The sequence below is a fragment of the Paenibacillus solisilvae genome (assembly GCF_042656405.1).
GTDB classification, from domain to species: domain Bacteria; phylum Bacillota; class Bacilli; order Paenibacillales; family Paenibacillaceae; genus Paenibacillus_Z; species Paenibacillus_Z solisilvae.
On sequence record NZ_JBHSOW010000092.1, the window covers coordinates 144,020 to 169,519 of the forward strand.

Sequence of the window (25,500 nt, forward strand, 5' to 3'; positions counted from 1 at the left end):
CAAAAACTCGCTTCCAAAGCATTCGCTTAGTATATGTTGCGGTGCTGTTCAACTCATCCACACGAACATGAAGACGCCAACCGCTACTGATCCACCCGAGATTAGGGGTCTCATCAGCGCATGCCATCCCTTGGCGGGATTCTTCAATGAACGCCATAGAAGCCAGCATCCGTATATGATTCCCGCCAAGTTCAAGAGGAAGACAGCCAGCGTGAAGAGTGTTCCCCCATTCTGATGGTTCATGGGCATATCCATACCCGACCCCATGTCCATGCCCGCCACGGAGTGACTGGCGTGAAGCTCAGCATCACTTAGTCCGATGAGCAACGGAACAAGGAACATGTGAACGGTATGCAGCAGCAGCGTCAACCCGATCGGAACGGCTGTCCATACATAATACACCCAATCGGTCCCAAGTCTCCGCAGCCTTTGGATCATCCATGCCCCTCCTTGGAGTGACAGCCTGATGCTTTCGAGCCTTTCGAGCTGCAAGCGCTGATCTTTGTCGAAGGAGGTACGTCAAGCGCCGGACTTGCGGAGAAGAATCCGACCGGTTTTAATAGGAACCCGGTATATGCCGTAGGCATCACCGGCCAATCTTCCGGCCTAGGAATATGATTATGGCCCATCGTATACCACACCACGATATCGGTATTTGCAACAGGCCGATCTTCCTCCGTCCACTTGGATAATCCATCACCGCCGGCATGCTGATTCGGATAATTGCCTGCTGCGAACATTTCATCCCGGTCATAAGGCGTCACCCAGAGGTGATGCTGAATAAAGCCCGCCCTTTTGATCAGACTTGATTCCGGTGAAGCAAACGGGAAGCAGTTCTCGCCGGGAACGATTTTGTACCCTACCGATTGATTCATCTCATTCTTCACATTATCATTGACGAATTTCCAATAGCGCGCCGATCTCAGATCCAGATCCCGAACTGCCTCCTTCTCGGTTTCAAGCAGCGTGGATTTCGCCCAGAAAGCATTGTTGAACGGATTCTCAGGACCTGCCGGAGCGGCTTCAGTATTCACTTCATAGACCGAATTTTCATTGCCATCAATCTGAAGATCCAGCCGTACATTGAAGAAATGCTGATGATTAGGCGCATACAGCTCCGGGGCAACCATCGTGCCATAGAGCGGCTGTTCATTCTCCTCCAGCGCTCCGACGGAGAGAATACCTGTCAGTTTAATCTGGAACTCGATATTGCCATCCTGATAAAAGTACCAGAAGAAGCCATATTCATAATTCGCCACCGTAGATATCGAGGAAATCACAAGTCTGCGCGACCGGCGCACTTCGACTTCGTTCGTTCGCCAATCCGTGTGCTTCCATAGAATCCCGTAATCCTCCTCATGCATACAGATGGCATTCTTGATAACAACCGTCTCACCGCGGCTGTTGGTCATCGCTGCATCCAGATATTGAATATAGCCGACACAGTCGCAGCCAAGCTCCAAGCTGTTGGCAAGCTGTCCGATCCCATATTCCCCGCTGTCAAAAGCATTTTTACGATTCTGCGTAGGTCCAGGATCACCGTAAGGAACTACCATTTCCGACAATGCGGCTCGATATAGAATCGGGCGTTTCCGGCCTTGATCTTCGTAGCTAACCGTGTGGATGGTCAATCCTTCGCGTGTATTAAAGCCGATTCGCAGATTCCACTTCTGCCAGTTTACCTCGTGGCCGTTCAGTGTGAAGCTCGGCCCATCCGGCTGCGTAATCTCAATCGGCTTCAAATCCGTTCGAAGCTCACCTGCTGCACCTGGCGTATAATTAGCGGATTTCGGTGGAATCACGCGGTACGGATACTCTTCCACGCGAATAACTTCCATTGAATTCAAATCTATAACAGGAATAATCCCGAGCGGACGGGCATAACCATTCTCACCCGCTTCACTTCTCAGGAAACAGAGCGGCCTTGCCATTCGAATGCTCTGTTCATCCTCGAAACCGAAGTTCCCCGCTGACCAGAGGTCAACCATGACGAGGGATGAATCCGTGATTCCCAGACGCTCAATCGCCGCTTGAAACGCCGGACTCGCTTTGACCGCCTGCTCGCATTCCACTTGTTCATCGAGCATGATCGTCGGCTGGACACCAGGAACATGCGTCCACGAAACGACCTGCTGATCCGTGATGGACACAACCGCTTCATAACATGCGTTCAGTGCGTTGTTCAGAATAACAATCGCTGCTTCTCTTTTGAAAGATGCAGAGCCGTCAAATCCGATGACCATTTCCTTGCCCGGTTCTCTGAGCATGACGGAAACAAAACGATCATACGTATTCAGCTGTTTCTTTTCCTTAAGTGTCTGAACTGCAATTTCAATTTCTTCCGTGCTGAGCGGCTCCAGTGGATGCTTGACCTGCTGTGCTTGTATGAGTTCCATTCTCCATCCCTCTCCTTCATCGATTCGCTGTATGTTCCTTCATCCGGCCCTCGCAGATGTAAGGTTATCTCCCATTATAGAGGCGGCTGGCTTTGAACCCAATACGTCTTTCCCATCTATCGGGATGACGCGATAATTTAACAAAAAAAACTCTGGTGCGGTTATTGCACCAGAGCTCCCTTCCTAAGACTAGCTGTTATAGCCTAATTCCGAGGATATTAAATTCGCATATTTCTTCACGTAGAAGCTGTACTTCGCAATCGTGTCCGCGCTGAACCGCAGCTCGGGTCCTGCGACATTGATCGAACCCACAACCGTCTTCTCATAGGAGAATATGGGAGCGGCAATGCCGGTCGTGCCTTCCGTCGCTTCTCCTGTCGTAACCGCGTAGCCCAGTGAACGGATTTGAACCAGGTTCTGCTTAATGTAATCATAGCTAAGCGGTTTCAATGAGGGTACCTCGTCCCAGCATACATGCTGAATGAGGTGCTCCTGCAGCCTCGCCGGCAGATAAGCCAGGATGACACGGTTCGAAGCCCCGATATAGAGCGGGAGTCTGAGCCCGATCGGCTCCGATATTTTGAGAATTTGCGGGGAATCAATCGAATCGATATAGACGCCTTCGTCATTCTCCCGGCTGGCAAGATAGACGGTCTCCCGCGTTTTCCTGGATAGTTCCTCCATATACGGCCGAGCCACAGAACGAAACATCAAGCTATCCCACATCAGAAAGCCATATTTCATTAGCGAAAGACCAAGCTTATACTTTTTGGTTTTACTGTTTTGAGCAACGAAGCCATGCCTCGATAAAGATACCAGAATGCGATGCACACTTTGTACGGGCATATCCAGCATGCGGCTAATTTCTGTAACACTCAGCTCCTTCTCCATTCCTTGAGGCACTAGTGAATCCAGAATGTGAATCGCTTTGCCAATGACACCGGTCATCTGCTTCTCACCCCGTTCCATTTACGTTAACTTATCTAACATAATTATAACGGTTTCCATATCATTTAGAATAAATTTATCCCACTATGCGGGAAAATCATAAGATTTTCATTGTGAAAATGGTAAAAGGTTCATCATCTTCGTTCACTATGTGTTAGATTAGTAGTATCCTAGACAATCACAGGCTGTCCAGCTCGGCTCATCCCCAAGAAGAAGAGGAGTGGAGGCTTATGGTCAAATCCTTGCTGCAGCTAACGATCAAAGATATTTTAGAGCGCCCGCTCTTTCAAAAGGCAGATGCTTACGCGGATGAACAAGCCCTACAGCGTGTGGTGAAATGGGTTCATATTCTCGAGGTCCCGCAGGTCGGTGGACTGCTGAACGGCGACGAGCTCATTCTATCGACAGGGATCGGCTGGCATGAAGACGAGGAGCTAAGTGTATCCTTTCTTCGTCAACTTATTGACTGCGGTGCATCGGGATTATGCATTGAGCTTGGCACCTACACCAAGAAGCCCTTCGAGAAGATGAAACAGCTTGCAGAACAGGAGCATTTCGCTCTTATTTTCTTCTATGAGGAAGTCAGATACATCGATATAACGCAGGATCTGCATGCTTATTTCATTCACCAGCATCACCGGATGGTTTCAGAGCTCGAAGCCTTGTCCGGCCAATTCAATCAGCTGTTGCTCGCAGGCAAAGGAGTCCTTCCACTATTAAAAACGCTGCATCAGGCTACCCAAGCTCAAGTCGCTTTCTTCCCTGTCGAGGCGGAGGCCTGCTTTTATCCTCCCATAAACAAAGAAAATGCCGATTATATATACCGGCAGTGGATAAGCGGTGAGCTGCTGAGCGGTGCAGAACGCAAGAAAAGAAACACCCACCGGCCAATTCTGGCGATGGACCACCTCTTCGCCGACTTGCTGCTGAGCTCCAAGAAAGAGCTCAGCAAGTTCGATATCTTCGCACTTGACCGCTGCACGACCGCCGTCGCCCAGGAAATGATGCGAACCAGGTATATGGAGGAACGCAGGCGGCATCAAGAGGATCTCTGGATTATCGAATGGCTGAACGGCAGACACGGATACGATGAAATCAAAGACTATCTCACCGGCTTGCGATCATCCATTAAGCTGGCAAGAGCAGCTGTTTGCGTGTTTGATTTGCAAGTTAAACGGCATTCCGGCACATGGGACTTCGAGCCGCTGCTTATTCAGAAATACATGGTCGCCCGCTCCATCTTCGAAGGGGAAGGCTTCTTCCTCCTTCCTACCTTAGCAGACAAGCAAATGGTCTTTATTCTGCTGGACCAATTAAGCCGGAGCAGCGCTTCCGAGAGAATGATGAAGGGAGTTTCACGCCTGCAGCAGACGGAGGATCAAGAGGAATCCGCTTTTTTCACCGGTTTGATTGGAATCGGCCAGGAGATCAGCGATTTTACTCAGCTGCAGAGCAGCTACGAAACCGCCAAAGAAACGATTGTGATTCAAAGAGATGTCGGACCGCTCTTAAAACCCTTTTACAGTGAGCTTCATGCCTACAGAATGGTCTATATGCTCAAAAAAGCCGGACAGCTTCCGGCCTTCATCGAGGAGTATATAGGAGCTTTGGTGAAATACGATATGGAGAAAAGCGGCGAGTTATTGAAGACCCTTAAGGTCTATCTCACTCAATATGGCTCCAAACAGGAGACGGCCACGGAACTCTTCATCGTCCGGCAAACCCTCTATCATCGGCTCGAGAAAATAACAGCGCTTATCGGCGACAATTACATGCGTCCTGATCGCCGGATCATGATCGAGCTTGCTTTATACGCCTATGAATACTCACATGGCCCGATTCATTAATTGTTCATTAACAGCAGCTGAGCCCAGTATTTGCGGGCATTCGCATGACATACCAATAAGCTCACTTTCTCACCGATTCCGCCCGGCTGTTCGAAGATCAATCGGTCGCCGCTTAAATCCTCAATGACAGCGGATAACACATAGCCTTGAGACACCATGGCATCTATATTCGCCTTTTCTGATACATAATCATCGTAATCGGACATTGTCGCTGCCTCCTCCAAGTATTACAGATCCGATTTGTATTTCTTTCGTTTCAAATAACGGCCGCTGCCTGCTGATCCGACAAATTGCTTATCGCGAATGACGAATTCGCCGCGGCTTAATACCGATACCGGCTCGCCTGTCACTCTCATTCCTTCAAAAGGATTATAGTCCACGTTCATATGATGCGTTGCCGCCGATATCACCCGTTCTGCCGCAGGGTCGAAGATTACCAGGTCCGCATCGCTGCCTACGGCTATCGTGCCCTTCTGCGGGAAGAGACCGAAGAGCTTCGCAGCCCGCGTAGCGATCACATCGACGAATTGATTCAGCGAGAGTCGGCCTTTTGTCACCCCTTCGGAATAGATTAAACTGAAACGATCCTCAATGATGGGCCCGCCGTTTGGTATTTTACTGAAATCCCCCCGGCCGAGCTCTTTTTGCCCTTTGAAATTGAAGGAGCATTGATCAGAGCCTACGGTCTGAAGCTGTCCGTTCTTCAGCGCATTCCATAAGACTTCCTGATGCCAGGCTTCGCGGAGGGGTGGCGACCATACATATTTGGCTCCTTCAAAGTCCGGCCGCTGCAGATACGTTTCATCCAGCAGCAAATATTGAGGACAGGTTTCCCCCCATATTTCATGCCCCTGATTCCGGCTGTCGGCAATCTGCTGTACCGCCTCGGCGCAGGTCACATGAACCACATAGAGCTGAGAATCGGCAAGTGCCGACAGCTTCGCCGCTCTGCCGGTTGCTTCACCCTCCAGCACCGAGGGACGGGTCCTTGCATGGAAGATCGGATCCGTGTTTCCTTCAGCCAGCGCTTGGGCGATCAAATAGTCGATCACATCGCCATTCTCCGCATGAACCATCACCAGAGCCCCCTGCTCCTTAGCCATCAGAAGCGTGCGGTACAAGGTTCCATCGTCCGCCTGAAGGACGTTCTTGTATGCCATAAATACTTTTAGAGACGTGATGCCTTCCTCAGCGATAATTTGCGGCAGTTCAGTAAGCACAGCGTTATTCACCTCTCCAATCATGAGATGGAAGCTGTAATCGATCACCGCTTTACCCTGCGCTTTCGCATGCCAGGTTTGAATGGAGCTGCACAGAGGCAGTCCTTTATTCGTCAAGCAGAAGTCGATCACCGTCGTCGTTCCCCCAAAAGCCGCAGCTATCGTCCCCGTCTCGTAATCATCTGCCGTTATCGTACCGCCGAAGGGCATATCCAGATGCGTATGGGGGTCAACACCTCCGGGGAAAACAAAGCAGCCTTCCGCATCAATAACTTCTGCAGCCTCCGCCTGGAGATTCATGCCGATGGCTTGAATAATCCCGTCATTAATCAATAGATCTGCTTTATAGTGATCCGCTGCCGTCACAATCGTACCGTTCTTGATGATTTTAGCCATGCAAACGATGCCTCCTCAGCTTTAATCGTAGGTGGAGCTATCTCGTTTTGAATGCAGCAATTGCTTCCTGACGCTGATTCCAATTCATTGGAGCATGGCCGGAAGGAACCTCAATCATATCGATTGCCCCCTCAACCGGACACACAATTGAGCATAGATTACAGCCCACGCAGTCTTCTTCCCTTACTTTCAGATAAGCATTCCCCTGCTCATCGGTTAGACGGTCAATACATTGGTGCGCCGTATCCTCACAAGCGATATGGCATTTATTGCAGGAAATGCACACCTCTGTATGAATCTTGGCGACAACGGCATAATTAAGATCCAACTGGCCCCAATCCGAATAACGGGGCACAGATTGGCCGGTAAGCTCGGTTACAGAGGCAATGCCTTTATTGTCCAAATAGTTGGACAATCCATCGAGCATCTCCTCGATGATGCGAAATCCATGATGCATTACCGCTGTACACACCTGCACATTGGATGCGCCCATGAGCATAAATTCTGCGGCATCCTTCCAATCCGATATTCCTCCGATGCCGGAAATCGGAAGGTTCATTTGCGGATTTCTCGCGCACTCAGCAACCATATTCAGCGCGATTGGCTTGACAGCAGGCCCGCAATAACCCCCGTGCGATCCCTTACCTCCAACATGAGGTATCGTATTCCAGCTATCCAAATCAACGCCGGCCAAGGAGTTGATCGTATTAATAAGCGAGATCGCATCCGCTCCGCCCCGTACGGCAGCCAGGGCAGTGGCGGTAATATCGGTGATATTCGGTGTGAGCTTCACGATAACCGGCGTTCGGGCGACTTCCTTCACCCACGCCGTCTGCATCTCCACAAGATCGGGCTGCTGCCCCGAAGCAGCCCCCATTCCCCGCTCCGCCATCCCATGCGGACAGCCGAAGTTAAGCTCGAGTCCGTCAACGCCGATCGCCTCTATCCTCTTGACGATTTCATGCCATTTCTCCCGCGTCGGTTCGACCATGAGGGAGGCAACCAGCGCCCGGTCCGGAAATCTCTGCTTCGTCTCCGCCATTTCTCTTAGATTCACTTCGAGCGGGCGGTCCGTAATAAGTTCAATATTATTAAAGCCCGCTACACGCTGACCATTGAAATGTACGGCAGCAAACCGGGATGAAGTGTTAATAATCGGGTCACCCAGCGTTTTCCATACGGCCCCGCCCCATCCGGCCTCGAACGCCCGCTGTACTTGGTAGCCCGTATTCGTAGGCGGAGCTGACGCCAGCCAAAACGGATTGGGTGATGAAATACCCGCTACATCGACGCTTAAATTAGCCATGTTGGGACCCTCCTAAGAGATTTGTGAAGAATGAACGCTAAGCTGTCTCACTCTGAGCTGCAATCAGCTGCTTATAGATCGAATAGGCAGCCAGTTTACCCTGCTGCGCCGCTGAAACAACCATGGCCTCGCCTTGTCCTTCTCCGAATATAACATCGCCGGCAGCATAGACCTGCGGATTGGACGTTCTGTACGTTTCAGGATCGATTTGCACAATTCCGCGGAGATGCTCCAGCCCAAACTGCTCCACAAGCGGTACATACCGCGTCTGTCCGATTGCTTTAATAACCGCATCTACGGGAATGACCCACTCTGACCCCGCAATCTCAACCGGACGGGCTTTGGCACCGGCCTCCTGCTGCACCTCCAGCTTCATTCGGATACACTCCAGACCGACAACCCGCCCGTTCTCATCTCCGATGATTCGTTTGGGTGCTGTGAACCATTGGAAATGAACACCGTCCTGCTTAGCGAACTCGTACTCAAATTCATAAGCAGTCATTTCCTTCGCGGATCGCCGGTAGAGAATCTGAACCTGCGCTGCTCCCATTCTTACCGAACAGGTTGCTGCGTCAATCGCCGTGTTGCCCGCCCCGATAACAGCTACGCGTTTACCGGCCAAATCCGTAGAAATCTGTGTTTTCGTAGATTCTACGAACTCGATTGCATCGTGCACCCCCTCCAGCTGTTCCCCTTCTATACCGAGCATCGGCACCTTCGACATCCCAACCGCAAGCACAACCGCATCATAATCCTTCAGCAGCTGCTGGGGCATAATATCCGAGCCGACGCGTTCATTCGTCCGGATCTCAACGCCAAGCTGCCTGATCTGTTCTACCTCCCACAGCGCAATGGCTTGCGGCAAGCGAAAGGAAACAATTCCGTACGTGTTCAGTCCGCCTGCCTGCTGCTTCGCTTCAAACACCGTCACCCGAAATCCGAATCTGGCCAGCTCCCGGGCTGCCGACAGACCCGCAGGACCACCTCCAATGACTGCGGCCGATTTGCCATTGCTTGCTCCCGCCGAGAATAACAGCTGATCATTCTTAATCGCCCAATCCGTAGCATAACGCTGCAAATCCCCGATCATAATCGGCTTCGATGAATGATTAAGCACGCACGCTCCCTCGCACAGCTCCTCGGTCGGACATACCCGCGCGCAGCTTGCGCCCATCGGGTTGGCTTCCATGATTGTTTTTGCCGAGCCTTTCAGATTACCGGTGGCAATCTTCTTGATAAACGAAGGAATATTGATCCCGGTCGGGCAGGCCTGAATACAAGGCGCATCATAGCAATACAGGCAGCGATTCGATTCTTGAACAGCCTCCATCGGCTTCAATCCTGACTTTACTTCAGCGAAATTCCGCCATAGCTGCTCAGCAGAAATGAACATGTTCACGCACCTCCCAGCGTCTTACAGGCTTGTAATATTCGCATAGGTTTCCGGCCGGCGATCCCGGTAAAACTGCCACGCATCACGAACGTCCCGAATCACCTTCTTGTCCATAACACCGATAACCACTTCATCCTTGTCCCGGCTGCCGATGGCAATAATCGAGCCTCTGGGATCAACCAGATACGATTGCCCGTAGAATTCCCCCATATTCCAAGGCGCTTCAAACCCGACCCGGTTGATTGCTGCAACATAGTAGCCGTTGGCTGCTGCATGGGCCGGCTGCTCCAGCTTCCACAGATATTCCGACGTACCGGCGACAGTAGCAGAAGGATTAAACACAATCTCCGCCCCGCTAAGCCCAAGCATCCGGGCGCCCTCGGGAAAATGCCGGTCGTAGCAGATATAGACGCCAATCTTGGCATAAGCCGTCTCAAACACGGGATATCCCCTATTCCCGGGTTTGAAATAGTATTTCTCCCAAAATCCGCAGCCGTCCCCGCCCGCAGCTACATGCGGGATGTGATGCTTGCGGTATTTGCCAAGATAGGCGCCATCCGCATCAATAACCGCTGCGGCATTGTAATAGGCAGCGATGCCCTCCCTTTCGTAGATAGGAAGCACGATGACGACGCCGAGCTCCTTCGCCAATTCCTGAAACAGCCGCGTCGTCGGTCCATTCGGAATTTCCTCGGATGCCTCATACCACCTCGCAGACTGCTCGGCACAAAAGTAAGGTCCGTAGAATATCTCCTGCAGAGAAATGATTTGAGCCCCTTTGGCAGCCGCTTCGCGAACAAGCCGGGTATGCTTCTCGATCGCATGGCGCTTATGAGTCTCTACCGGTTCATCACCGTGAACATCATGGGATGCTTGAATAAGTCCGATCGTGACCAGCTGCATCCTTAATCCCTCCCTGCACCTTGCGATGCAATGTGAACAGCCGTGCGATACAACAGCTCTGTCCCGATCGAGATATCCTGTGGACTTGAATATTCGAGCGGATTATGGCTGATCCCATCCTTGCAGCGAACGAAAATCATGCCATAATCGCAGAAGTATGACATCGTCAGCGAATCGTGAAAAGGACCGCTCATCAGCTTCGGAGGAGAAAGCCCCATCTCTCCTGCCTGTTCCTCCATCACTTTCTTAATCCAATCCGCACAGAAACGCGCCTCGCTGTTCGTATCCTCCCGCAGCGTATAAGTAAGCCCATATTCCTGTGCTGCACGGTCTAACAGGGCAAGCAGCTGCAGCTCTCGCCGATCGCGGCGATCCATATCGATATCTCTTAGATCAACGGTGAACGTTACCTTCTCGGGGATAATGTTGCGGGAATTAGGAAATACCGTCAGCGAGCCAACGGTGCCGACTGTCGGGGCTCCCGGTTCACTGCTTGCCAAATCATGAAGCGCCAAGATCACCTTTGCACTGCCAACCAGAGCATCCCTTCTCATAGACATCGGCACAGAACCCGCATGACCGGCAAAACCCGTCATCTCAACGGTCAGCCAGAGCGGACCCGAGATCCCCGTTACGATGCCAACCGGCGTTTCCAATGAATCCAGAATCGGTCCCTGCTCAATATGCAGCTCCAAGAAAGTCCCGACTTGACCTTCCGCATACTGAGAAGCTGCAAACTGGCCGGGATCGCCTCCAAAATCAATTAATGCCTGCCTGCGGGTCACCCCGTTCCCGTCCATGCGCTCAAGCTCGCCTTCCTCCAGCCTCCCCGTCAACCCTCTCACGCCGAATAATCCCTTATTAAACCGGCTGCCTTCTTCATCGCAAAAAGCCACAATCTCCACAGCCATCTGAGGCACAATCCCTTGCTCCGTTAAAGTCTGTACGACCTCCAGCGCCCCCAGTACGCCAATGACACCGTCGAATCGGCCGCCGTATGGCTGCGAATCAATATGCGAACCGATCATAAGCAGCGGCAATTGATCATCCAGGCCCTCTAAACGCCCGATTAAATTTCCAAAGGCATCGATTCTCGTCGTTAAGCCGGCCTCTTCCATCCAGCTCTTCACCAGCTGCACCCCTTGCAAATCCTCAGGCGACAGCGCCAGCCGGCATACGCCTGTCTCTCCTAATCTACCGATCTTCGAGAGATCTTCAATTCGCTTGTGAAGCCTGGGGCTGTTGATCGTCAGCGATTGGTTTATGGCCACTTTGCTGCACCTCCTTTCCTTCCAATAAGGCATCGAACGCCCCAATAAGCGCAGCTGCGATAAAATCAACTTCCTCATCCGAAGTAATCAGCGGCGGACAAAGCGTCAGAATATTCACGAATCCGGCTACCGTATCCCCATTCTTGCCGATCAGCAAGCCCTGCTGCTTGCAAGCTTGAACGACCTGCAGCACTTTATCAGCCGAAGCAGGCTCTTTCGTAATTTGATCCTCGACCATCTCTATGCCGCAAGCCGAACCGAAGAACCGGATATCGCCGACATTCGGATGATCCAGCAGCAGATTCAACCGGTAGCTGAGCTGCTGCCCGAGATAAGCAGACCGTTCAACAAGACTCTCTCTCTCAAGGATTTCAAGATTAGCCAGCGCTACCGCGCACGAAACCTGGTTGCCTCCGAAAGTGTTAACATGCCGGAAATGACTGATGCCGTCTTTCCCTCTGAAGCTCTCATAGAGCTCAGCCCGAACAGCCGTGGCGGATAATGGGGAGTATGCGCTCGTCAAGCCTTTGGCCATCGTCACGATATCAGGCGTAACGCCGTAATTATGATGACCAAACTTCTCTCCGGACCTCCCAAAGCCGCATATCACCTCATCGACGATCAGCAGGATCCCATACTTGTCACAAATCTCACGGACAATCTGCAAATATTCCGGCGGCGGCACAATCATTCCACCCCCCGTAATAACAGGCTCCAAGATGACACCTGCAACTGACTCCGCACCCTCCCAGTTAATGATGCTGTCATAGATTTGAGCGCATTCAATATTGCAGCTGCTGTAGGATTTACCGAATGGGCAGCGGTAGCAGTAGGGCGGCGGCACATGCTCGAATCCGTCTACCAGCGGCTCGTATTTCAGCTTTCGCTGCGATTGTCCGGTTGCACTGAGCGCCCCCATCGAATTGCCGTGATAGGCCCGGTGTCGGGAAATAAATTTATGACGGGTTCCCTCGCCTTTCTGATGATAATATTGACGGGCGATCTTAAAGGCGACCTCATTCGCATCGGAGCCGGAATTCGAGAAGAAGATGCGATAATCACCTTCAAGCCAGCTGCTGATTTTCTCCGCTAATTGAATCGCCGGCACATGGGATTGGATTAACGGAGAGTATGCAATCGTCTTCATTTGCTCATAAGCAGCGGCCGCAATCTCTTCGCGGCCATGCCCGACATTCACACACCACAAGCCCGACATGCCGTCAAAATATCGTTTCCCGTCAATATCCGTCACCCAGCAGCCTTCTCCTGAAACCACAATCAGCGGTTCATCGTTATGCGGCGAAATATGATGCCACACATAATTACGGTCCTTCTCGAGCAGCTCTTCCTTCGTGAATGCCGGTTTAACTCCACTCATCGCCCCGCCCCTCTCCCTGGCTGCGGCTAAGCAGGCAGTGCCGCGAATGTTAGATGCATCCGCGGCCTGCAAGCTGCCGACTATCCCTTCCTTGCTTCCTCATTCACCGACTGATCAACGGCTGTGCTGAGATCGGCTGCCTTCTTAATCATGCATACTTGAGCGAGATATCGGCCGAAACCTTCAATGAATCATCCACGAACATGCCAACTTGATCCGCTTTGAATTCTTCAGGCCGAACAAGCTTCGCCATTTCCTGCAGCATAGTCCATCGTAAATCCCTGCTTGACCAGATTTATGTCCGTCTTCGGATCCAAGCCATTCTTCTCGAGAAAAGCAAGAATTTGGAACTGCTGACACCCATCCAGCTTCCTACCTTCTTACCCTTCATCTGGGTAAGGCGTATCAATACCGGTTGTTTTCTTCGCTAACAGCCGGCAGCTGCTTTTCTGCGTAATCTGCGCCAGCTGAAACGAGCGGAAGTGTGTTGTCCCGATTTACGAGCAGGGAATCCATGGATGAAACCCCAAAAGGACAAGTGCAAACCTGCTGCCAGCATGAAGCAAGAGGTTTCTTCTGCTCATTCCCACCCAATCCTCTCCTATGTATATGTTTGCGGATGTCCCGGCATATCTAGGAACGATTAACTTTGCACATCTTAAAGCTGTGATGAATGCCAAGGCTTCAGCCATTTCTCTGCTGCAGCGACAAGATAGTAGAAGGCAATACCCAGAACAGCCGCAATGACGATACATGCCCAGGCTAAAGGCATATTGGCCAAGCAGATTTGATCCGACAACAGATAGCCGAGTCCTCTGGAGGAAATGAAGAACTCGGCTGTACCATGGCGCGCAAATCTTCTATCCGGCAGCCTCATCAATGCGACCACTCTCCTCATAGAAGCTCTTTCGCACTTTAGTCATGGTTTCATGGAACAGCTCGGATTCCCGCACCTGATGGCTTCTGTTATCGCCCAGCGGTACATCATGAATGGAATGAAGACGCAGCTCAAGCTGAAGCTTCTCTTTCGTAAATTCGTCTAATGCGGAGAAAGGCTCATCCATGAATAAAATGGGGGGATCCAGACTAAGCACTCTTGCAATGGCTACCCGCTGCTGCATGCTGCCGCTCAGCTGCCAGGAGTAATGATCTTTAAACGAGGATAATCCAACAAGCTCAAGCAATCGCATGCTGGTTTGCAGACGTTCTTTCTTGGAGAGTCCCAGCGTCGATTTCCCACAGCCTGAAGGTCCCAGCAGGGAAACAAACTCATTCTTGTATACTTCGAATTGGATATTCGCAAGTGCAGTAACCCCTTTGCTTTGGCTGCCGAACACCTTACTGACATCATTCACGAGGATTAGCAAGCCCTCCTTATCGATATGTTAGGTATACGATATTTTTAAGTTATTATTATGTAATATTATATAACATATGTTTTCCTTTTTTCACTATACAGAGTGTTTCATTTAGGCGCGTGCCATTTGACACATCGTCCATTCACACCATAAATATAGAAACAACCGCGGAAGAAGTGCCGGTCAGCACATAGAAACAGCCGTGGAAAGAAGCGCTGATCAGCACTTCTTTTCCACGGCTGTTAAGGGGAGGAGACCTGTTTACAGATACGAATTCACAATTGGCTTTACACGTTCGAGACCTTCCCACATATCGCCAGGGCCATCGTAAATTAATACGATTGCACCTCTATAATCGGCTTCCCTTACGGTATCCAGGCAGCGGATCAATTCCGCTTCATCCGGAACTCCATTCTCATCATAATGCGGCTTGGCATGAACGGATACGCTCGCAGGCAGCGTTTGGGCAAACTCCCCGTACTTGTCAGGTGCGCTGAAGTTGCCAAAATCCGTAATAAATCCAACCTCGTCGCCAGTCAATTGGAGCAGCTTTACACAGTTGTCTCCGATTGATGTAAGCGGCCGGAAATTCTCCGTAATGACTCTCACTCCGCTATCCGAAGCATATGCAGCAAGCTCCGATAACCCGGCTGCGGATCGTTCCAGCGCTTCTTGATCCGTTGGCTGGGCTTCACCGGCAACGAGGCGAATTTGCTTCGCTCCTGCAGCGGCGGCGGCATCAATCCATCGGCGGATAAGCGCTTTATCCGCTTCCAGCCTTGCCGGGTCAGTCGTCGTTAAGTCCCCATAATCGAGCAGAAGTGTATCGAATGAAATGCCGGCATTGTTGAACGCATCGCGAAGCTGCGCCAAATAATCTGAATCGGTAGACGGAAAGTGAAAATGGCAGACTTCCAAGGCCTCATAGCCCCGACGCGCAGCTTCAGCAGGCAGATCAAGCAGACTGTGCACAAGCGGCTGTTCTTGTTCTTTGGTATCATGCTGACCCGTCCCGGGGTTCCAGACCGTTAATCGAAGCGGGCCTAACAGTCGATGCAGGCTCCATGTGCTTACGGATAAATAGGACATTTACGCATTCCACTCCTTGTCGTCGTATTATTCAGTTTAGCTGTTAGATAGACGGCATGATATTCCCGCCGCAGACCGGGATGTAAGCACCCGTGATGAAGCTCGACAAGTCTGATGCCAGAAAAGCAACGGCATTGGCGATCTCCTGATCGGTTCCGCGGCGTTTCAGCGCGACGCTCTTCTCATAACCTTCATTGCGCTCCGAATTCGATTTACGGTCCCGCTCGCTGATGGTCCACCCCGGCGCCACTTGGTTCACAGTTATTTGGTGTCCGCCAACTTCCTTGGCCAGGACGCGATAGACGCCGTCCATGCCTCTCTTGCCTGACACATAAGCCGATTGCGTCTCAAAGTTCTGCATCGAGCATTCCGTATTGATACCGATCATTCGTCCTGCGCGTTTCTCAATCATCCCCGGCACGAAAGCTTTGGCCAGAAATACGCTCTGCAGAACACAGGATTCGAACTGACTTCTATAATCTTCAGCAGCCTGCTCAAGAACGGAGGTCCATTGGTACTGAACAACCGCATTGGCAACGACGATATCCACGGCGCCAAGCTGTTCAACCACTTTGGCTTTCATATTCATAATGGAATCTTGAGAGGTGATGTCCGCCTCTACGATTATCGCCCGGCGTCCCATGGATTGTACTTCCTGCTGAAGCTCAAGTGCTCTAGCTTCATTGCTTCTATAATGAATGACAACATCGGCTCCGCACTTCGCCAGCGTACGGATCATCACTCTGCCAAGCTCACCCGTTGCTCCAGTAACCAGTGCAATTTTCCCTGACAAATCAATATTCAACATTTGCATCCCCTTTCATGATAAACAGCTCTCTTTATTATAAAGGATTCCATAGACATTTACTGTATCGCCCGTCCACTTATTGGTCTGTTTTATTGGTTAATAATGATGCATTATTGCTCTAAAGGCGCTTCCAGCTCCCATAGCCCAAACTGCTCCTGACAATAAGACGTAACAAGCAGCAAAAAAAGATCAAGTTCGAATGAACAAGACCTTCAGGCTGCCGCCTCCTGTTACGGTTGTCACTCCTCTTACTCAAATAAAGCAAGCATAGCGATTGTACGGTTTCTTCAATGAATCACTCCGCCGATACTTCCTTAGCCGCTCGGATCACGCTGTGGAAAGCCGGTTTGTGGCGGTGATACCCGTCGAACAGCAGCGGCCAGTTTTTCCTGACCCGGACCGGAAAATAGTCCAGCCATGTATAGCCGTCCGCCGCCCCCCAGAAAGTTACGCCCGTAATAACGTCCCGGTACTCTCTGAACAAGTCAAAGAACTGCCCGTACCGTTCTGCCTGTCTGCGCATCATCTCCGCTGTCGGTTCCGTCAAATCGATGCGGAGGTCATCATGTTCATATACCGAGACGTCCATCTCCGTAATCTGCAGCTGCAGCCCAAGCGGAGCATATCGTTCTTGTCACTTTCCAGATGATACCGGCTCAAGGCATCGAAGTCCGCACGCAAACGTTCCATCCTACCACCTTCATAGAGAGGCTACAAGTGAAGAAAGTGGCGGTAAAAACCGTATTGAAACGAGGCAAAAAAACCTCCAAAAAAATTTCGGACAACCTCTTGCAAGAATCGTTTTCTATGTGGTAAGATCTTTCTTGTACTTGAAAAAAACACATATGCCGGTGTAGCTCAGTTGGTAGAGCAACTGACTTGTAATCAGTAGGTCGGGGGTTCGAATCCTCTCGCCGGCACCATTCTTTTACGGGACGTAGCTCAGCTTGGTAGAGCACCTGGTTTGGGACCAGGGGGTCGCATGTTCAAATCGTGTCGTCCCGACCAAGATAATGATTTAGGTACGAATACATAGCACAAGGAAGAAGCTTGATTACTCAAGCTTCTTTTTTATGATCTTATAATCTGGTTTGATCTTAACCCGATCAGCCACTGAATCCCCCCTCCTCACAAGGCCAACCCGGACCAGTAATAGCCGGCTGCATTATCTTAAATGAAGCTTTTGAGCGATGGCGGCTTGCGAACCAGCGTATGCTGTTCAAACGCAAAGGCGAGTTTAATCAGCATCGGCTCGCAGTAGGCCTGTGCGGTAAAAGTGACCCCAAGCGGCACGCCGGCTTTTGTATACCCCGCGGGGACCACAATGGCCGGATAACCAGCCCGAGAGGATATTCGAGCTCCAAAATCTGCAGGGAACAGCAAAGCATCCAGCTCATGCTCCTTCATTGCTGCATCAATACCATCGATCCTGCACAGCTGCAAATCAGCAGCGCGGTCTTGAAGATACTGCGTTTCCGTTAATGTTCCCGACGTATGATATTCCGCTTGGATCAGAGTTGATTGTCCATATCTGAGTGTTTCCAGCGGATGCTCGTTGTTGAAATCAATGATGTCCCGTAAAGAACGAATCGACGAGCCTGGCGTTAATTTAGCTAAATAGGCATTTAAAGCAGATTTGAATTCATTTAAGACGACCGAAGAATAAGCGATTTGACGTGCTGTCTTAATATTAGCCGGATCTATGATGACTGCTCCCTGCTCCTTCATCCGCTCTACCGCGGAATTGAATATAGCAAGCTGCTCCTCCGTCAATTCTTCAAAATAATAATCCCGCGGAATTCCAATTCTTGCCCCGCTCAGACCGTCTCTCTCCAGAAAAATCGAATAATCCGTATGTTTCCTGCCCACGCTCGTCATAGAAGCCGCATCGGCGGTATCCGTATGGACAAGCGCATTCAGCAGCAATACTGCATCCGTAACTGTCCTTGCCATCGGCCCTGCCGTGTCTTGAGAGGTAGAGAGCGGGAGAATACCAGAGCGGCTAACCAGTCCTACGGTTGGTTTAATACCTACCGTGGAGCTCAAATTGCCTGGATTTAAGATCGAGCCCGAAGTCTCTGTGCCGATGGATGCCGTGCAGAAGTTACAAGCAACCGCAACGCCTGAGCCCGCGCTTGATCCGCCTGTGGGGGCAGAGATATTGTAAGGATTAAGCACCTGGCCGCCCCTTGAGCTATAACCGGAAGGCATTCCATCCGTCATGAAATTTGCGAATTCGGTCATATTCACTTTTCCCAGAATAATTGCACCCGCTTCACGCAGCTTCTTAACGAGAAATGCATCTTCTCCCGCGTAGGAGTCAGCTAAGGCGAGTGAGCCTGCGCTCGTATGCATGTTATCGCCGGTATTGATATTATCCTTGAGCATTATAGGGATCCCGTGCAGCGGTCCCCGAGTCCCTTGGATGCCGCGCTCCACATCAAGCGCTTCTGCAATAAAGAGCGCATCCGGGTTGATTTCCAATACCGAATTAATGGTAAGCCCGTTCTTGTCATGACTGACAATCCGTTCAAGATAAGCGAGCACTAACCCTCTGGATGTGATTTCTCCTGATTCCAATGCTGCCTGAATATCTGCAATGGTGGCTTCGACAATTTCAAAGCTCATAGGGCTCACTCTACTTTCTCTATTAAGATCATTCTTGCTATTAGTTTATCATTTATTACTAAAGGATCGTGACAGACAAAATAAAAAAACTGAACCGCTCACCATGACGTGAGAGGTTCAGTTCTTCACCATACCCTATAAGCTAGGACCAATACGGTTGATGCTGAATTCCTGATGCCCCAGAAGCTCCGCCTTCGTCCATTTGCCTTCGGCGACCTCGGTAATCTCCTGCCAGATCCGCTCTCCGGCTTGGCTCAAGCTCAGTGTTCCAGTCAGCATGTCACTAACATCGACATCCATGTTATCTTCCATCAACTCGAACGTCCGTTTATTTCCCGTTATCTTGATTACTGGCACGACGGCAGCCCCAGTCGGTGTTCCCCGGCCGGTTGTGAAGCACACGATATGCGCGCCCCCCGCCGCCATTCCAGACACGCATTCAATATCATTGCCGGGAGAATCCATGAAGTACAAGCCATGCTCCGGTATTCTCTCCGCATACTCAATTATGGCGTCAATGGGAGCCGTACCGCATTTGCTAATACAGCCTAAGGATTTCTCTTCGATGGTGGACAACCCTCCGGCAATATTGCCAGGACTCGGATTACCGCCTCTCATGTCTGCGCCCATCCGCTCTACTTCCTTCTCAAAACGGTTGACGATGGCATATAATTTGGTCGAAACCTCTTCGTCCACGCAGCGCTTGGCAAGCACATGCTCAGCCCCGATGATCTCGGTCGTTTCGCCGATAATTACAGTCCCGCCTTCGCCGATTAGCGAGTCAGCTGCCTGACCCAGCGCCGGGTTGGAGGACAGACCGGAGGTCGCATCGGAACCCCCGCATTTAACCGCTACTTTCAGCTTGCTAAGCGGAACAGTCACTTTGGCCTGCTGATCCAGTTCAGCCTTCATGCGTCTGGCGAGCTCGACCCCGTACTGGATTGCTTTTACCGACCCGCCGGCGGATTGGATGTCAAACACCTCAACCGGTTTACCGGTCTTTCGTATCGTTTCGGCAAGCGCAGCAGGATCAACGACCTCGCAGCCTAAGCTAACGATAATAACTGCGCCTACATTCGGATTCATCCCTGTACCCGCCAATACGTCAAATGTGCGATCCTTATCGGATCCGATTTGACTGCATCCATGCTGATGCGGAATAGAGATCGTGTCCGGAACCATCTGCATCATACGATTGCATACTTGTTTGGCGCAAATAACAGTCGGGATAATGAGCAAATGATTGCGGATACCAATATCTCCATTCGGTCTTTCATACGCTGCGATCGTTCTCATGCACTATTCTCCTTGATGAAGTTGTCGCCTCGTCCTCGTATACCTTCAATATTATGCACATGCACATGGCGGCCCGCCTCAATGGACTGACTCGCCCGGCCAATGACTTCCCCGTACTTCCTTACGTCTTGCCCTTCATCGATACTTACAATTGCGAGCTTATGGCCGAATGGCACAGCATCGAGAAGGATTAAACTTGTCAGCACATTGCCCAGATGATAATGAACGGTGTCACCTGCCTGCATGTCGCGCAGTAAAGTAGCCACATGATCCCGGTCATCCATAACTAAAGCGTCTGCACCATTTCGAAATTCATGAGACATATCCCGCTAACCGCCTTTATTGAATTGTTAGAACGTGCTGGCAGGCGTCGTCGATGAACACCAGCGTGTGTTGAAGAGCTCTCTCATCAGCACATCGTTAGCTTCCTTCGTTCCCATGTAACGGAGCGCTTCCAAAGCATGGCCCCGCACATAGCGGTTCTCATCCGTAAGAGCCGTTTCCAAGTAAGGAATTGCCGGAGCTGCCGCTTCGCCGATACGCGTTAAGGAAAGTGCAGCCATGAAACGAACCTGTGTATCCTCATCCTGCAGTCCTTTGATCAGTGCTGCGACAACGTCTTGAACCGGCTCTTTAATCATTCCGAGCACATCTACGACGGTACGGCGCACCCTGACAGAAGGCTGATCAAGGAGTGCACGAAGCTTAGGAAGTGCTGCCGCAGCCAATTCTCTAAGCTCACCAAGTGCGAACACAGCAAGGTTAACTGTTTCTTCGCGGGAATCATCGAGTGCGTAAATTAAACCGTCCACTGCTCCGGCACCGGCAGCCGACAATCCGTATGCAGCTGAGCGGGACACCTTAACATCCTCATGATGGAGCCCTTTGAACAGGGCATCTGTCCCGCCGTTTCCTCTGGCTGCCAGCTCATATGCCGCAGCTAGAGCCGAAGGTTCATCACTGCCTGTCAGCCTGTTGCTCAGCTCGGCGATTGCCGCTGAATCGTCGGCTTTCGTGCCTGCCAGACTGCCAATATCACCAGAAAGCCAGTTCCACACTTCTTCTCCAATAATGGTAGGCTCCACAACTCCGGCTTCCAGTGGAACTGCTGACCATGAACGTTCTTGGTTGTCCCATGACGGGGCAGTCGGTGCCGCTGTACGCATGAACTCAAATTTCAGCATGAAGCGCGGCGTACCAAGCACATTTGGTGTAGAACGATGCCAGATGTCATAATGGATCAGAGCAAAGGTTCCCGCTTCCCCATTTGCTGTTGCCTCTTCTTCCATCTCATCGGAAGCAAAGGTGCGGCTTTCGCTGTACTGCGTTCCAGGCATAACGCCAGTCGGTCCAAGCTCAACTGGAGTATCCTGCGGGAAATACATAATCATCGCCCACCATGGATGGTGATTGCGCAATCTACTGTAGCCCCAGTAGCTGTCTTTATGCCAGCCGCCTGGTTTAGGGATGGAGTTGTAATGCCCGTGGCGGTGAGTATGAAGCAAATAATCCGATCCGAGCACGCTTGTTAATGCACCCGTAATCACAGGATGCTCGAATACACGCTGCATGTCCCGAATGCGCGGCAAAATATTATTGCCTGGATTCCCTTCTTTTTCATAGATTTCGTTGAGCTGGTTTACGAGGCCGGCATGAAACTCCTTCGAAAAATCAGTTTTGAGAATCAGGTATCCATTCGTAATAAAAGATTTCATTTGCTGATCGTTAAGCAATAGTGGTTGAGTAGTAGCCATTCTTTATCTGCCTCCTGTTGGTTGTTGATTCCTCTCGATTATAAAACGAAGCAGCAGCGCTTCCTATGGCTAAGATTAAGGAAGGAGGGTATAAAATTAAGGATTTCTTGTACCGGCTAAATGCTTTATGATAGAAGGGCATCCATTCTTATCTGTAATGAACCAAGTCAAAGGAGTGCAGTCGCCTGAAACTTAAATACGAAGACCAAGCATTATCCGACCTGCTCCAGACGCTGCAGATTAATGTTCTATTCGCCCATAAGACGCAGTGTACGATGGAGTGGAGAGATCTCGACTATACCCCGGAGTTTAACAAGCTGTATTATATATGCGAAGGTGAAGGCTGGTTAAAAATCGGGGACGAGGAATTTTATCCGAAGCCAGGCCAGCTGTGCTTGCTGCCCGCTTATACACAGCAATCCTACTCCTATATCAACGAGCGGCCTTTTCTAAAATATTGGTGTCATTTCACAGCTACGATCGGACCTTTTGATTTATTTCAATGGATCGGCGTGCCGTTCTGTATCGATATACAGGATAAGGAAGAGATGACCCGGTTATTCAAGCAGCTTGCAGCGTTGTATGATAATAATTCCGTCATTTCACGCATTCGCGAGAAAGCGATTATCTTAGAAATCATCTCGCTGTATCTGGAGCAGGTGCCGCTTCGCATTTTGCAGCACCGTTCCGAAGACATGAAGCGGATAACGTTCATTCAGGAGTATATCGAGAGCCACCTCAGCACCGGCCTCAAGATTGAGGATATGGCCAAAGCGTCCCACCTGCATCCGAATTATTTTATCGCTTATTTCAAAAAGCATTTCGGTGTCTCACCTTTGAAATATGTCAGTAGGAAGCGTGCGGATAAAGCGAAGATTCTGCTTACCACGACAGCCTTGAGTGTAAAGGAAATCGCGGATCAGACCGGCTTTGTCGAAACGAATCATTTCGCCAAATTCTTCCGTAAGGAGACTGGACACAGCCCGTCGGAATTCCGTTCTATTTTCTCGTAAATGCATGATTATTGAAGAGACCCTCTCCCGTCTTGATGACCGGGAAAGGGTCTCTTGTCATTCAGGGAGGACTGCCTCCTTTGTTGACGCAGCTCGAAATCTTCTCTTGGACACGTTATAATAAATCAAAAACGGCAGCGAAAAGGAGCACAAGATGAGAAAAAATCGTCTGGGCCACTCCGAATTAGAAGTGAGTGAAATGGGTCTTGGCTGTATGTCCTTAGGGACTGATGAAGCAAAAGCCATTTCCATCGTTCATGAGGCTTTGGAGCAGGGAATTAATTTTTTGGATACCGCCGATCTGTATGATGCAGGCCGCAATGAAGAAATTGTCGGCAAGGCCGTACGTCATCGCCGAAAGGACGTCATACTGGCTACGAAAGTGGGCAACCGCAGGAGACCGGGTCAAGAAGGCTGGACTTGGGACCCCTCCAAATCCTACATTAAGGCAGCTGTCAAGGATAGCTTGAGAAGGCTGCAGACGGACTATATCGACCTGTATCAGCTGCACGGGGGCACGATCGAGGATCCGATAGACGAAACGATTGAGGCGTTTGAAGAACTCAAACAAGACGGTCTGATCCGCTATTATGGAATATCTTCCATTCGCCCGAATGTAATCCGTGAATACGTGAACCTCTCCGGCATTGTGAGTGTGATGAGCCCATACAGCATACTCGACAGACGGCCTGAGGAAGAACTCCTTCCGCTTCTTGCAGAGCGCGGAATCAGCCTTATTGCAAGAGGGCCGCTTGCAGGCGGCCTGCTGACAGAGAAAGGCGCCGGCAAGGCAGGGAAGAATTATCTGGATTACAGCAAGGAGGAATTGTTAGAGCTGCTTGAACGGCTTAAAGAGCAGACCGGCGAATCCCGAACCCTAACGCAAGCAGCGCTTCAATATCCGCTTGCTGATCCAACTGTAGCCGTCATAATTCCAGGAGCAAGCAGCATAGAGCAGTTAAGGCAGAATGTCTCAGCAGCCGCTAACACACCCCTCTCATTGAAGGAGCGAGAAGCAATCCGGGGTGTAAGCAGAGCCCATTCCTACACGCTTCACCTTTAATGACGGCAATAAGTTACCTGCGCCCAACAGCCACAAAACGTTGGTGGTTTCTCTTCGTTCTTCTCACCAGACCAAAGTAAGCCAGAAGAGCCAAAGAGCTTGTCGTAAAGATGATCACTCCCATTGGGACGGCTGTATGTTCACCTGCTATCCCGACCAGCGGAGAAACGACTGCACCCAGTATGAACGGTATGACTCCAAGCAGAGCGGAAGCACTGCCCGCAATATGATTCTGAGTTTCCATGGCCAATGAAAAAGAAGATGTTGCCGTAATTCCAATCGAGGCAACAAACAGAAAAAGCAGAAAAACAAGTCCTGGCAACGGGCCTTTAAAGAGAACCCATAATAGCGCCCCGCCGCTGGAAATGCCGGCTAACAGCAAACCGATAATAAGAAACCGCCGCTCGGTAACAATATGGACATAACGACCGACAATCTGCGAGCCGATTATCAGGCTGATGCCGTTTGTTCCAAACAAAATAGCGAAAGTTTGAGGAGATACGCCGTAAATATTCTGATAGATGAACGGAGTTCCGGATACGTATGCGAATACGCCTCCGATCATTAAGCCTTGTGCGAGCGCATATCCCATAAATTGGCGGTCATTAAGCAAGGAACCGAAATTCCGCAGCAGCTGGGGTAAATTATTGGGCGTACGGTTCTCTATCGGCAGCGTCTCTTCCAATCTCCATGTCGCTAAGACCGCTAAGAGAATTCCAATCGCACCTAAAACCACAAAAACTCCGACCCATGTGGTAAAGGAAATGATGCCGCCTCCAGCCACAGGTGCGAGCAGAGGGACCGCATTGTTCACGAGCATCAGCAGGGAGAAAAACTTGGTTAGTTCATGGCCGCTGAACACATCACGAACGATGGCCCTTGAAATGACGATTCCGGCGGCTGCCGCGAACCCTTGTATAAACCTTGCCACGATAAAGAAAGCAATATTGGGTGCAATTGCACAGATGAATGAAGCCGTTAAATACAGAACTAGCGCGATAATCAAAGGTTTACGTCTGCCATGGACATCACTTAATACACCCATTATGATTTGACCAAAAGCCAATCCCAGTAAGCAAGCAGTCAGACTGAGCTGTACGAGGGAAGCTTTCGTCCCGAACGCTCCTGCGATCTCAGGGAAAGAAGGCAGGTACATATCAATAGTAAGAGGCCCAAGAGCAGAAAAAGCACCTAACAGCAGCGCAAATCTTAAATGATTATGAATTGTTTTATTACCCATCGTTTCCTACTTCTCCTATCCGATTCTCTGTTTATTTTTAAGTATACTCGAATAGAGGGTTCAGCCGTTAGCACTAAATGGCTTCGCTCCCCATCCTTATTCCGGTATTTCGATCAAACTCATGACTTTCTGCAGAGGCATAAACCGGATAATCCCATCATCCCAATAACAAAAAGCCGCGTAATTCGCGACC

22 protein-coding genes, 2 tRNA genes and 1 pseudogene are annotated in these 25,500 nt (G+C 50.5%); 5 read left to right on the plus strand and 20 right to left on the minus strand.

Annotation, left to right across the window (positions count from 1 at the left end):
* Positions 1–48: 48 nt before the first annotated feature.
* The 3 genes from ACFPYJ_RS24470 to ACFPYJ_RS24480 all read right to left on the minus strand — a co-directional run bounded on the left by ACFPYJ_RS24470 (position 49) and on the right by ACFPYJ_RS24480 (position 3,344).
* Entirely contained in the window at positions 49–438 is a 390-nt protein-coding gene (locus ACFPYJ_RS24470) for a hypothetical protein (protein WP_379190843.1), read from the minus strand.
* Positions 435–2,396 carry a primary-amine oxidase gene (locus ACFPYJ_RS24475; RefSeq protein WP_379190844.1) on the minus strand — a complete coding sequence of 654 codons (1,962 nt, stop codon included), beginning with the start codon at positions 2,394–2,396 and terminating at the stop codon, positions 435–437. The genes ACFPYJ_RS24470 and ACFPYJ_RS24475 overlap by 4 nt, the downstream gene beginning before the upstream one ends.
* A 189-nt stretch (positions 2,397–2,585) precedes the next feature.
* Positions 2,586–3,344: an IclR family transcriptional regulator gene (locus ACFPYJ_RS24480; protein WP_379190845.1), complete on the minus strand. Its 759-nt coding sequence runs from the start codon at positions 3,342–3,344 to the stop codon at positions 2,586–2,588.
* Positions 3,345–3,574: 230 nt separating this feature from the next.
* Here ACFPYJ_RS24480 and ACFPYJ_RS24485 point away from each other — a divergent pair, with 230 nt between their 5' ends.
* Complete coding sequence (locus ACFPYJ_RS24485; RefSeq protein WP_379190846.1) at positions 3,575–5,191, plus strand: PucR family transcriptional regulator; 1,617 nt, start codon at positions 3,575–3,577, stop codon at positions 5,189–5,191.
* On the opposite strand, the gene ACFPYJ_RS24490 is transcribed toward ACFPYJ_RS24485, so the two are convergent.
* From ACFPYJ_RS24490 to ACFPYJ_RS24545, 12 genes and pseudogenes are all read right to left on the minus strand, one after another.
* A complete protein-coding gene (locus ACFPYJ_RS24490) occupies positions 5,188–5,397 on the minus strand; it encodes a hypothetical protein (protein WP_379190847.1) in 210 nt (69 codons plus the stop codon). The two genes, ACFPYJ_RS24485 and ACFPYJ_RS24490, sit on opposite strands and share 4 nt — an antisense overlap.
* A 21-nt stretch (positions 5,398–5,418) precedes the next feature.
* Positions 5,419–6,807: a dihydropyrimidinase gene (gene hydA, locus ACFPYJ_RS24495; protein WP_379190848.1), complete on the minus strand. Its 1,389-nt coding sequence runs from the start codon at positions 6,805–6,807 to the stop codon at positions 5,419–5,421.
* A gap of 37 nt (positions 6,808–6,844) precedes the next feature.
* Positions 6,845–8,113, minus strand: coding sequence for an NAD-dependent dihydropyrimidine dehydrogenase subunit PreA (gene preA / locus ACFPYJ_RS24500; protein WP_379190849.1), 1,269 nt, complete (start codon positions 8,111–8,113; stop codon positions 6,845–6,847).
* Between the two features lie 37 nt (positions 8,114–8,150).
* Complete coding sequence (locus ACFPYJ_RS24505; RefSeq protein ID WP_379190850.1) at positions 8,151–9,506, minus strand: NAD(P)-dependent oxidoreductase; 1,356 nt, start codon at positions 9,504–9,506, stop codon at positions 8,151–8,153.
* A 21-nt stretch (positions 9,507–9,527) separates the two neighbouring features.
* Complete coding sequence (locus ACFPYJ_RS24510; RefSeq protein ID WP_379190851.1) at positions 9,528–10,409, minus strand: nitrilase-related carbon-nitrogen hydrolase; 882 nt, start codon at positions 10,407–10,409, stop codon at positions 9,528–9,530.
* A gap of 2 nt (positions 10,410–10,411) precedes the next feature.
* Positions 10,412–11,680: a M20 family metallo-hydrolase gene (locus ACFPYJ_RS24515; protein WP_379190852.1), complete on the minus strand. Its 1,269-nt coding sequence runs from the start codon at positions 11,678–11,680 to the stop codon at positions 10,412–10,414.
* The gene (locus ACFPYJ_RS24520) at positions 11,625–13,058 is read right to left on the minus strand and encodes an aspartate aminotransferase family protein (RefSeq protein WP_379190853.1); all 1,434 of its coding nucleotides are present in this window, start codon (positions 13,056–13,058) and stop codon (positions 11,625–11,627) included. The genes ACFPYJ_RS24515 and ACFPYJ_RS24520 overlap by 56 nt, the downstream gene beginning before the upstream one ends.
* A 658-nt stretch (positions 13,059–13,716) precedes the next feature.
* Entirely contained in the window at positions 13,717–13,935 is a 219-nt protein-coding gene (locus ACFPYJ_RS24525) for a hypothetical protein (protein ID WP_379190854.1), read from the minus strand.
* Entirely contained in the window at positions 13,919–14,413 is a 495-nt protein-coding gene (locus tag ACFPYJ_RS24530) for an ATP-binding cassette domain-containing protein (RefSeq protein ID WP_379190855.1), read from the minus strand. Before ACFPYJ_RS24530 ends, ACFPYJ_RS24525 begins: the two co-directional genes overlap by 17 nt.
* Before the next feature lie 264 nt (positions 14,414–14,677).
* Positions 14,678–15,505 carry a sugar phosphate isomerase/epimerase family protein gene (locus tag ACFPYJ_RS24535; protein WP_379190856.1) on the minus strand — a complete coding sequence of 276 codons (828 nt, stop codon included), beginning with the start codon at positions 15,503–15,505 and terminating at the stop codon, positions 14,678–14,680.
* Positions 15,506–15,548: 43 nt separating this feature from the next.
* Positions 15,549–16,310, minus strand: a complete 762-nt coding sequence (locus tag ACFPYJ_RS24540; RefSeq protein ID WP_379190884.1) for an SDR family NAD(P)-dependent oxidoreductase — start codon at positions 16,308–16,310, stop codon at positions 15,549–15,551.
* Positions 16,311–16,608: 298 nt separating this feature from the next.
* Positions 16,609–16,944, minus strand: a pseudogene (locus ACFPYJ_RS24545) (endo-1,4-beta-xylanase); the annotation flags it as partial.
* A 216-nt stretch (positions 16,945–17,160) separates the two neighbouring features.
* On the opposite strand from ACFPYJ_RS24545, the gene ACFPYJ_RS24550 reads away from it, so the two are divergent.
* Positions 17,161–17,236: transfer RNA gene (locus ACFPYJ_RS24550), tRNA-Thr, on the plus strand.
* A gap of 8 nt (positions 17,237–17,244) precedes the next feature.
* Positions 17,245–17,321, plus strand: a tRNA-Pro gene (locus tag ACFPYJ_RS24555).
* 162 nt (positions 17,322–17,483) lie between these two features.
* On the opposite strand, the gene ACFPYJ_RS24560 is transcribed toward ACFPYJ_RS24555, so the two are convergent.
* From ACFPYJ_RS24560 to ACFPYJ_RS24575, 4 genes are all read right to left on the minus strand, one after another.
* Positions 17,484–18,941 (minus strand): amidase family protein, encoded by a 1,458-nt coding sequence (locus tag ACFPYJ_RS24560; RefSeq protein WP_379190857.1) that lies wholly within the window; start codon positions 18,939–18,941, stop codon positions 17,484–17,486.
* A gap of 135 nt (positions 18,942–19,076) precedes the next feature.
* Complete coding sequence (locus tag ACFPYJ_RS24565) at positions 19,077–20,237, minus strand: UxaA family hydrolase (RefSeq protein WP_379190858.1); 1,161 nt, start codon at positions 20,235–20,237, stop codon at positions 19,077–19,079.
* On the minus strand, positions 20,234–20,560 hold the full coding sequence (locus ACFPYJ_RS24570; protein ID WP_379190859.1) for a UxaA family hydrolase: 327 nt from the start codon (positions 20,558–20,560) through the stop codon (positions 20,234–20,236). The genes ACFPYJ_RS24565 and ACFPYJ_RS24570 overlap by 4 nt, the downstream gene beginning before the upstream one ends.
* A gap of 27 nt (positions 20,561–20,587) precedes the next feature.
* Positions 20,588–21,991, minus strand: coding sequence for a HEAT repeat domain-containing protein (locus ACFPYJ_RS24575; RefSeq protein WP_379190860.1), 1,404 nt, complete (start codon positions 21,989–21,991; stop codon positions 20,588–20,590).
* A 275-nt stretch (positions 21,992–22,266) separates the two neighbouring features.
* On the opposite strand from ACFPYJ_RS24575, the gene ACFPYJ_RS24580 reads away from it, so the two are divergent.
* Both ACFPYJ_RS24580 and ACFPYJ_RS24585 read left to right on the plus strand, forming a co-directional pair.
* A complete protein-coding gene (locus ACFPYJ_RS24580) occupies positions 22,267–23,004 on the plus strand; it encodes an AraC family transcriptional regulator (RefSeq protein ID WP_379190861.1) in 738 nt (245 codons plus the stop codon).
* A gap of 154 nt (positions 23,005–23,158) precedes the next feature.
* Positions 23,159–24,067 carry an aldo/keto reductase gene (locus ACFPYJ_RS24585; RefSeq protein ID WP_379190862.1) on the plus strand — a complete coding sequence of 303 codons (909 nt, stop codon included), beginning with the start codon at positions 23,159–23,161 and terminating at the stop codon, positions 24,065–24,067.
* Positions 24,068–24,080: 13 nt separating this feature from the next.
* On the opposite strand, the gene ACFPYJ_RS24590 is transcribed toward ACFPYJ_RS24585, so the two are convergent.
* Positions 24,081–25,307, minus strand: coding sequence for a multidrug effflux MFS transporter (locus ACFPYJ_RS24590; protein ID WP_379190863.1), 1,227 nt, complete (start codon positions 25,305–25,307; stop codon positions 24,081–24,083).
* Between the last annotated feature and the right edge of the window lie 193 nt (positions 25,308–25,500).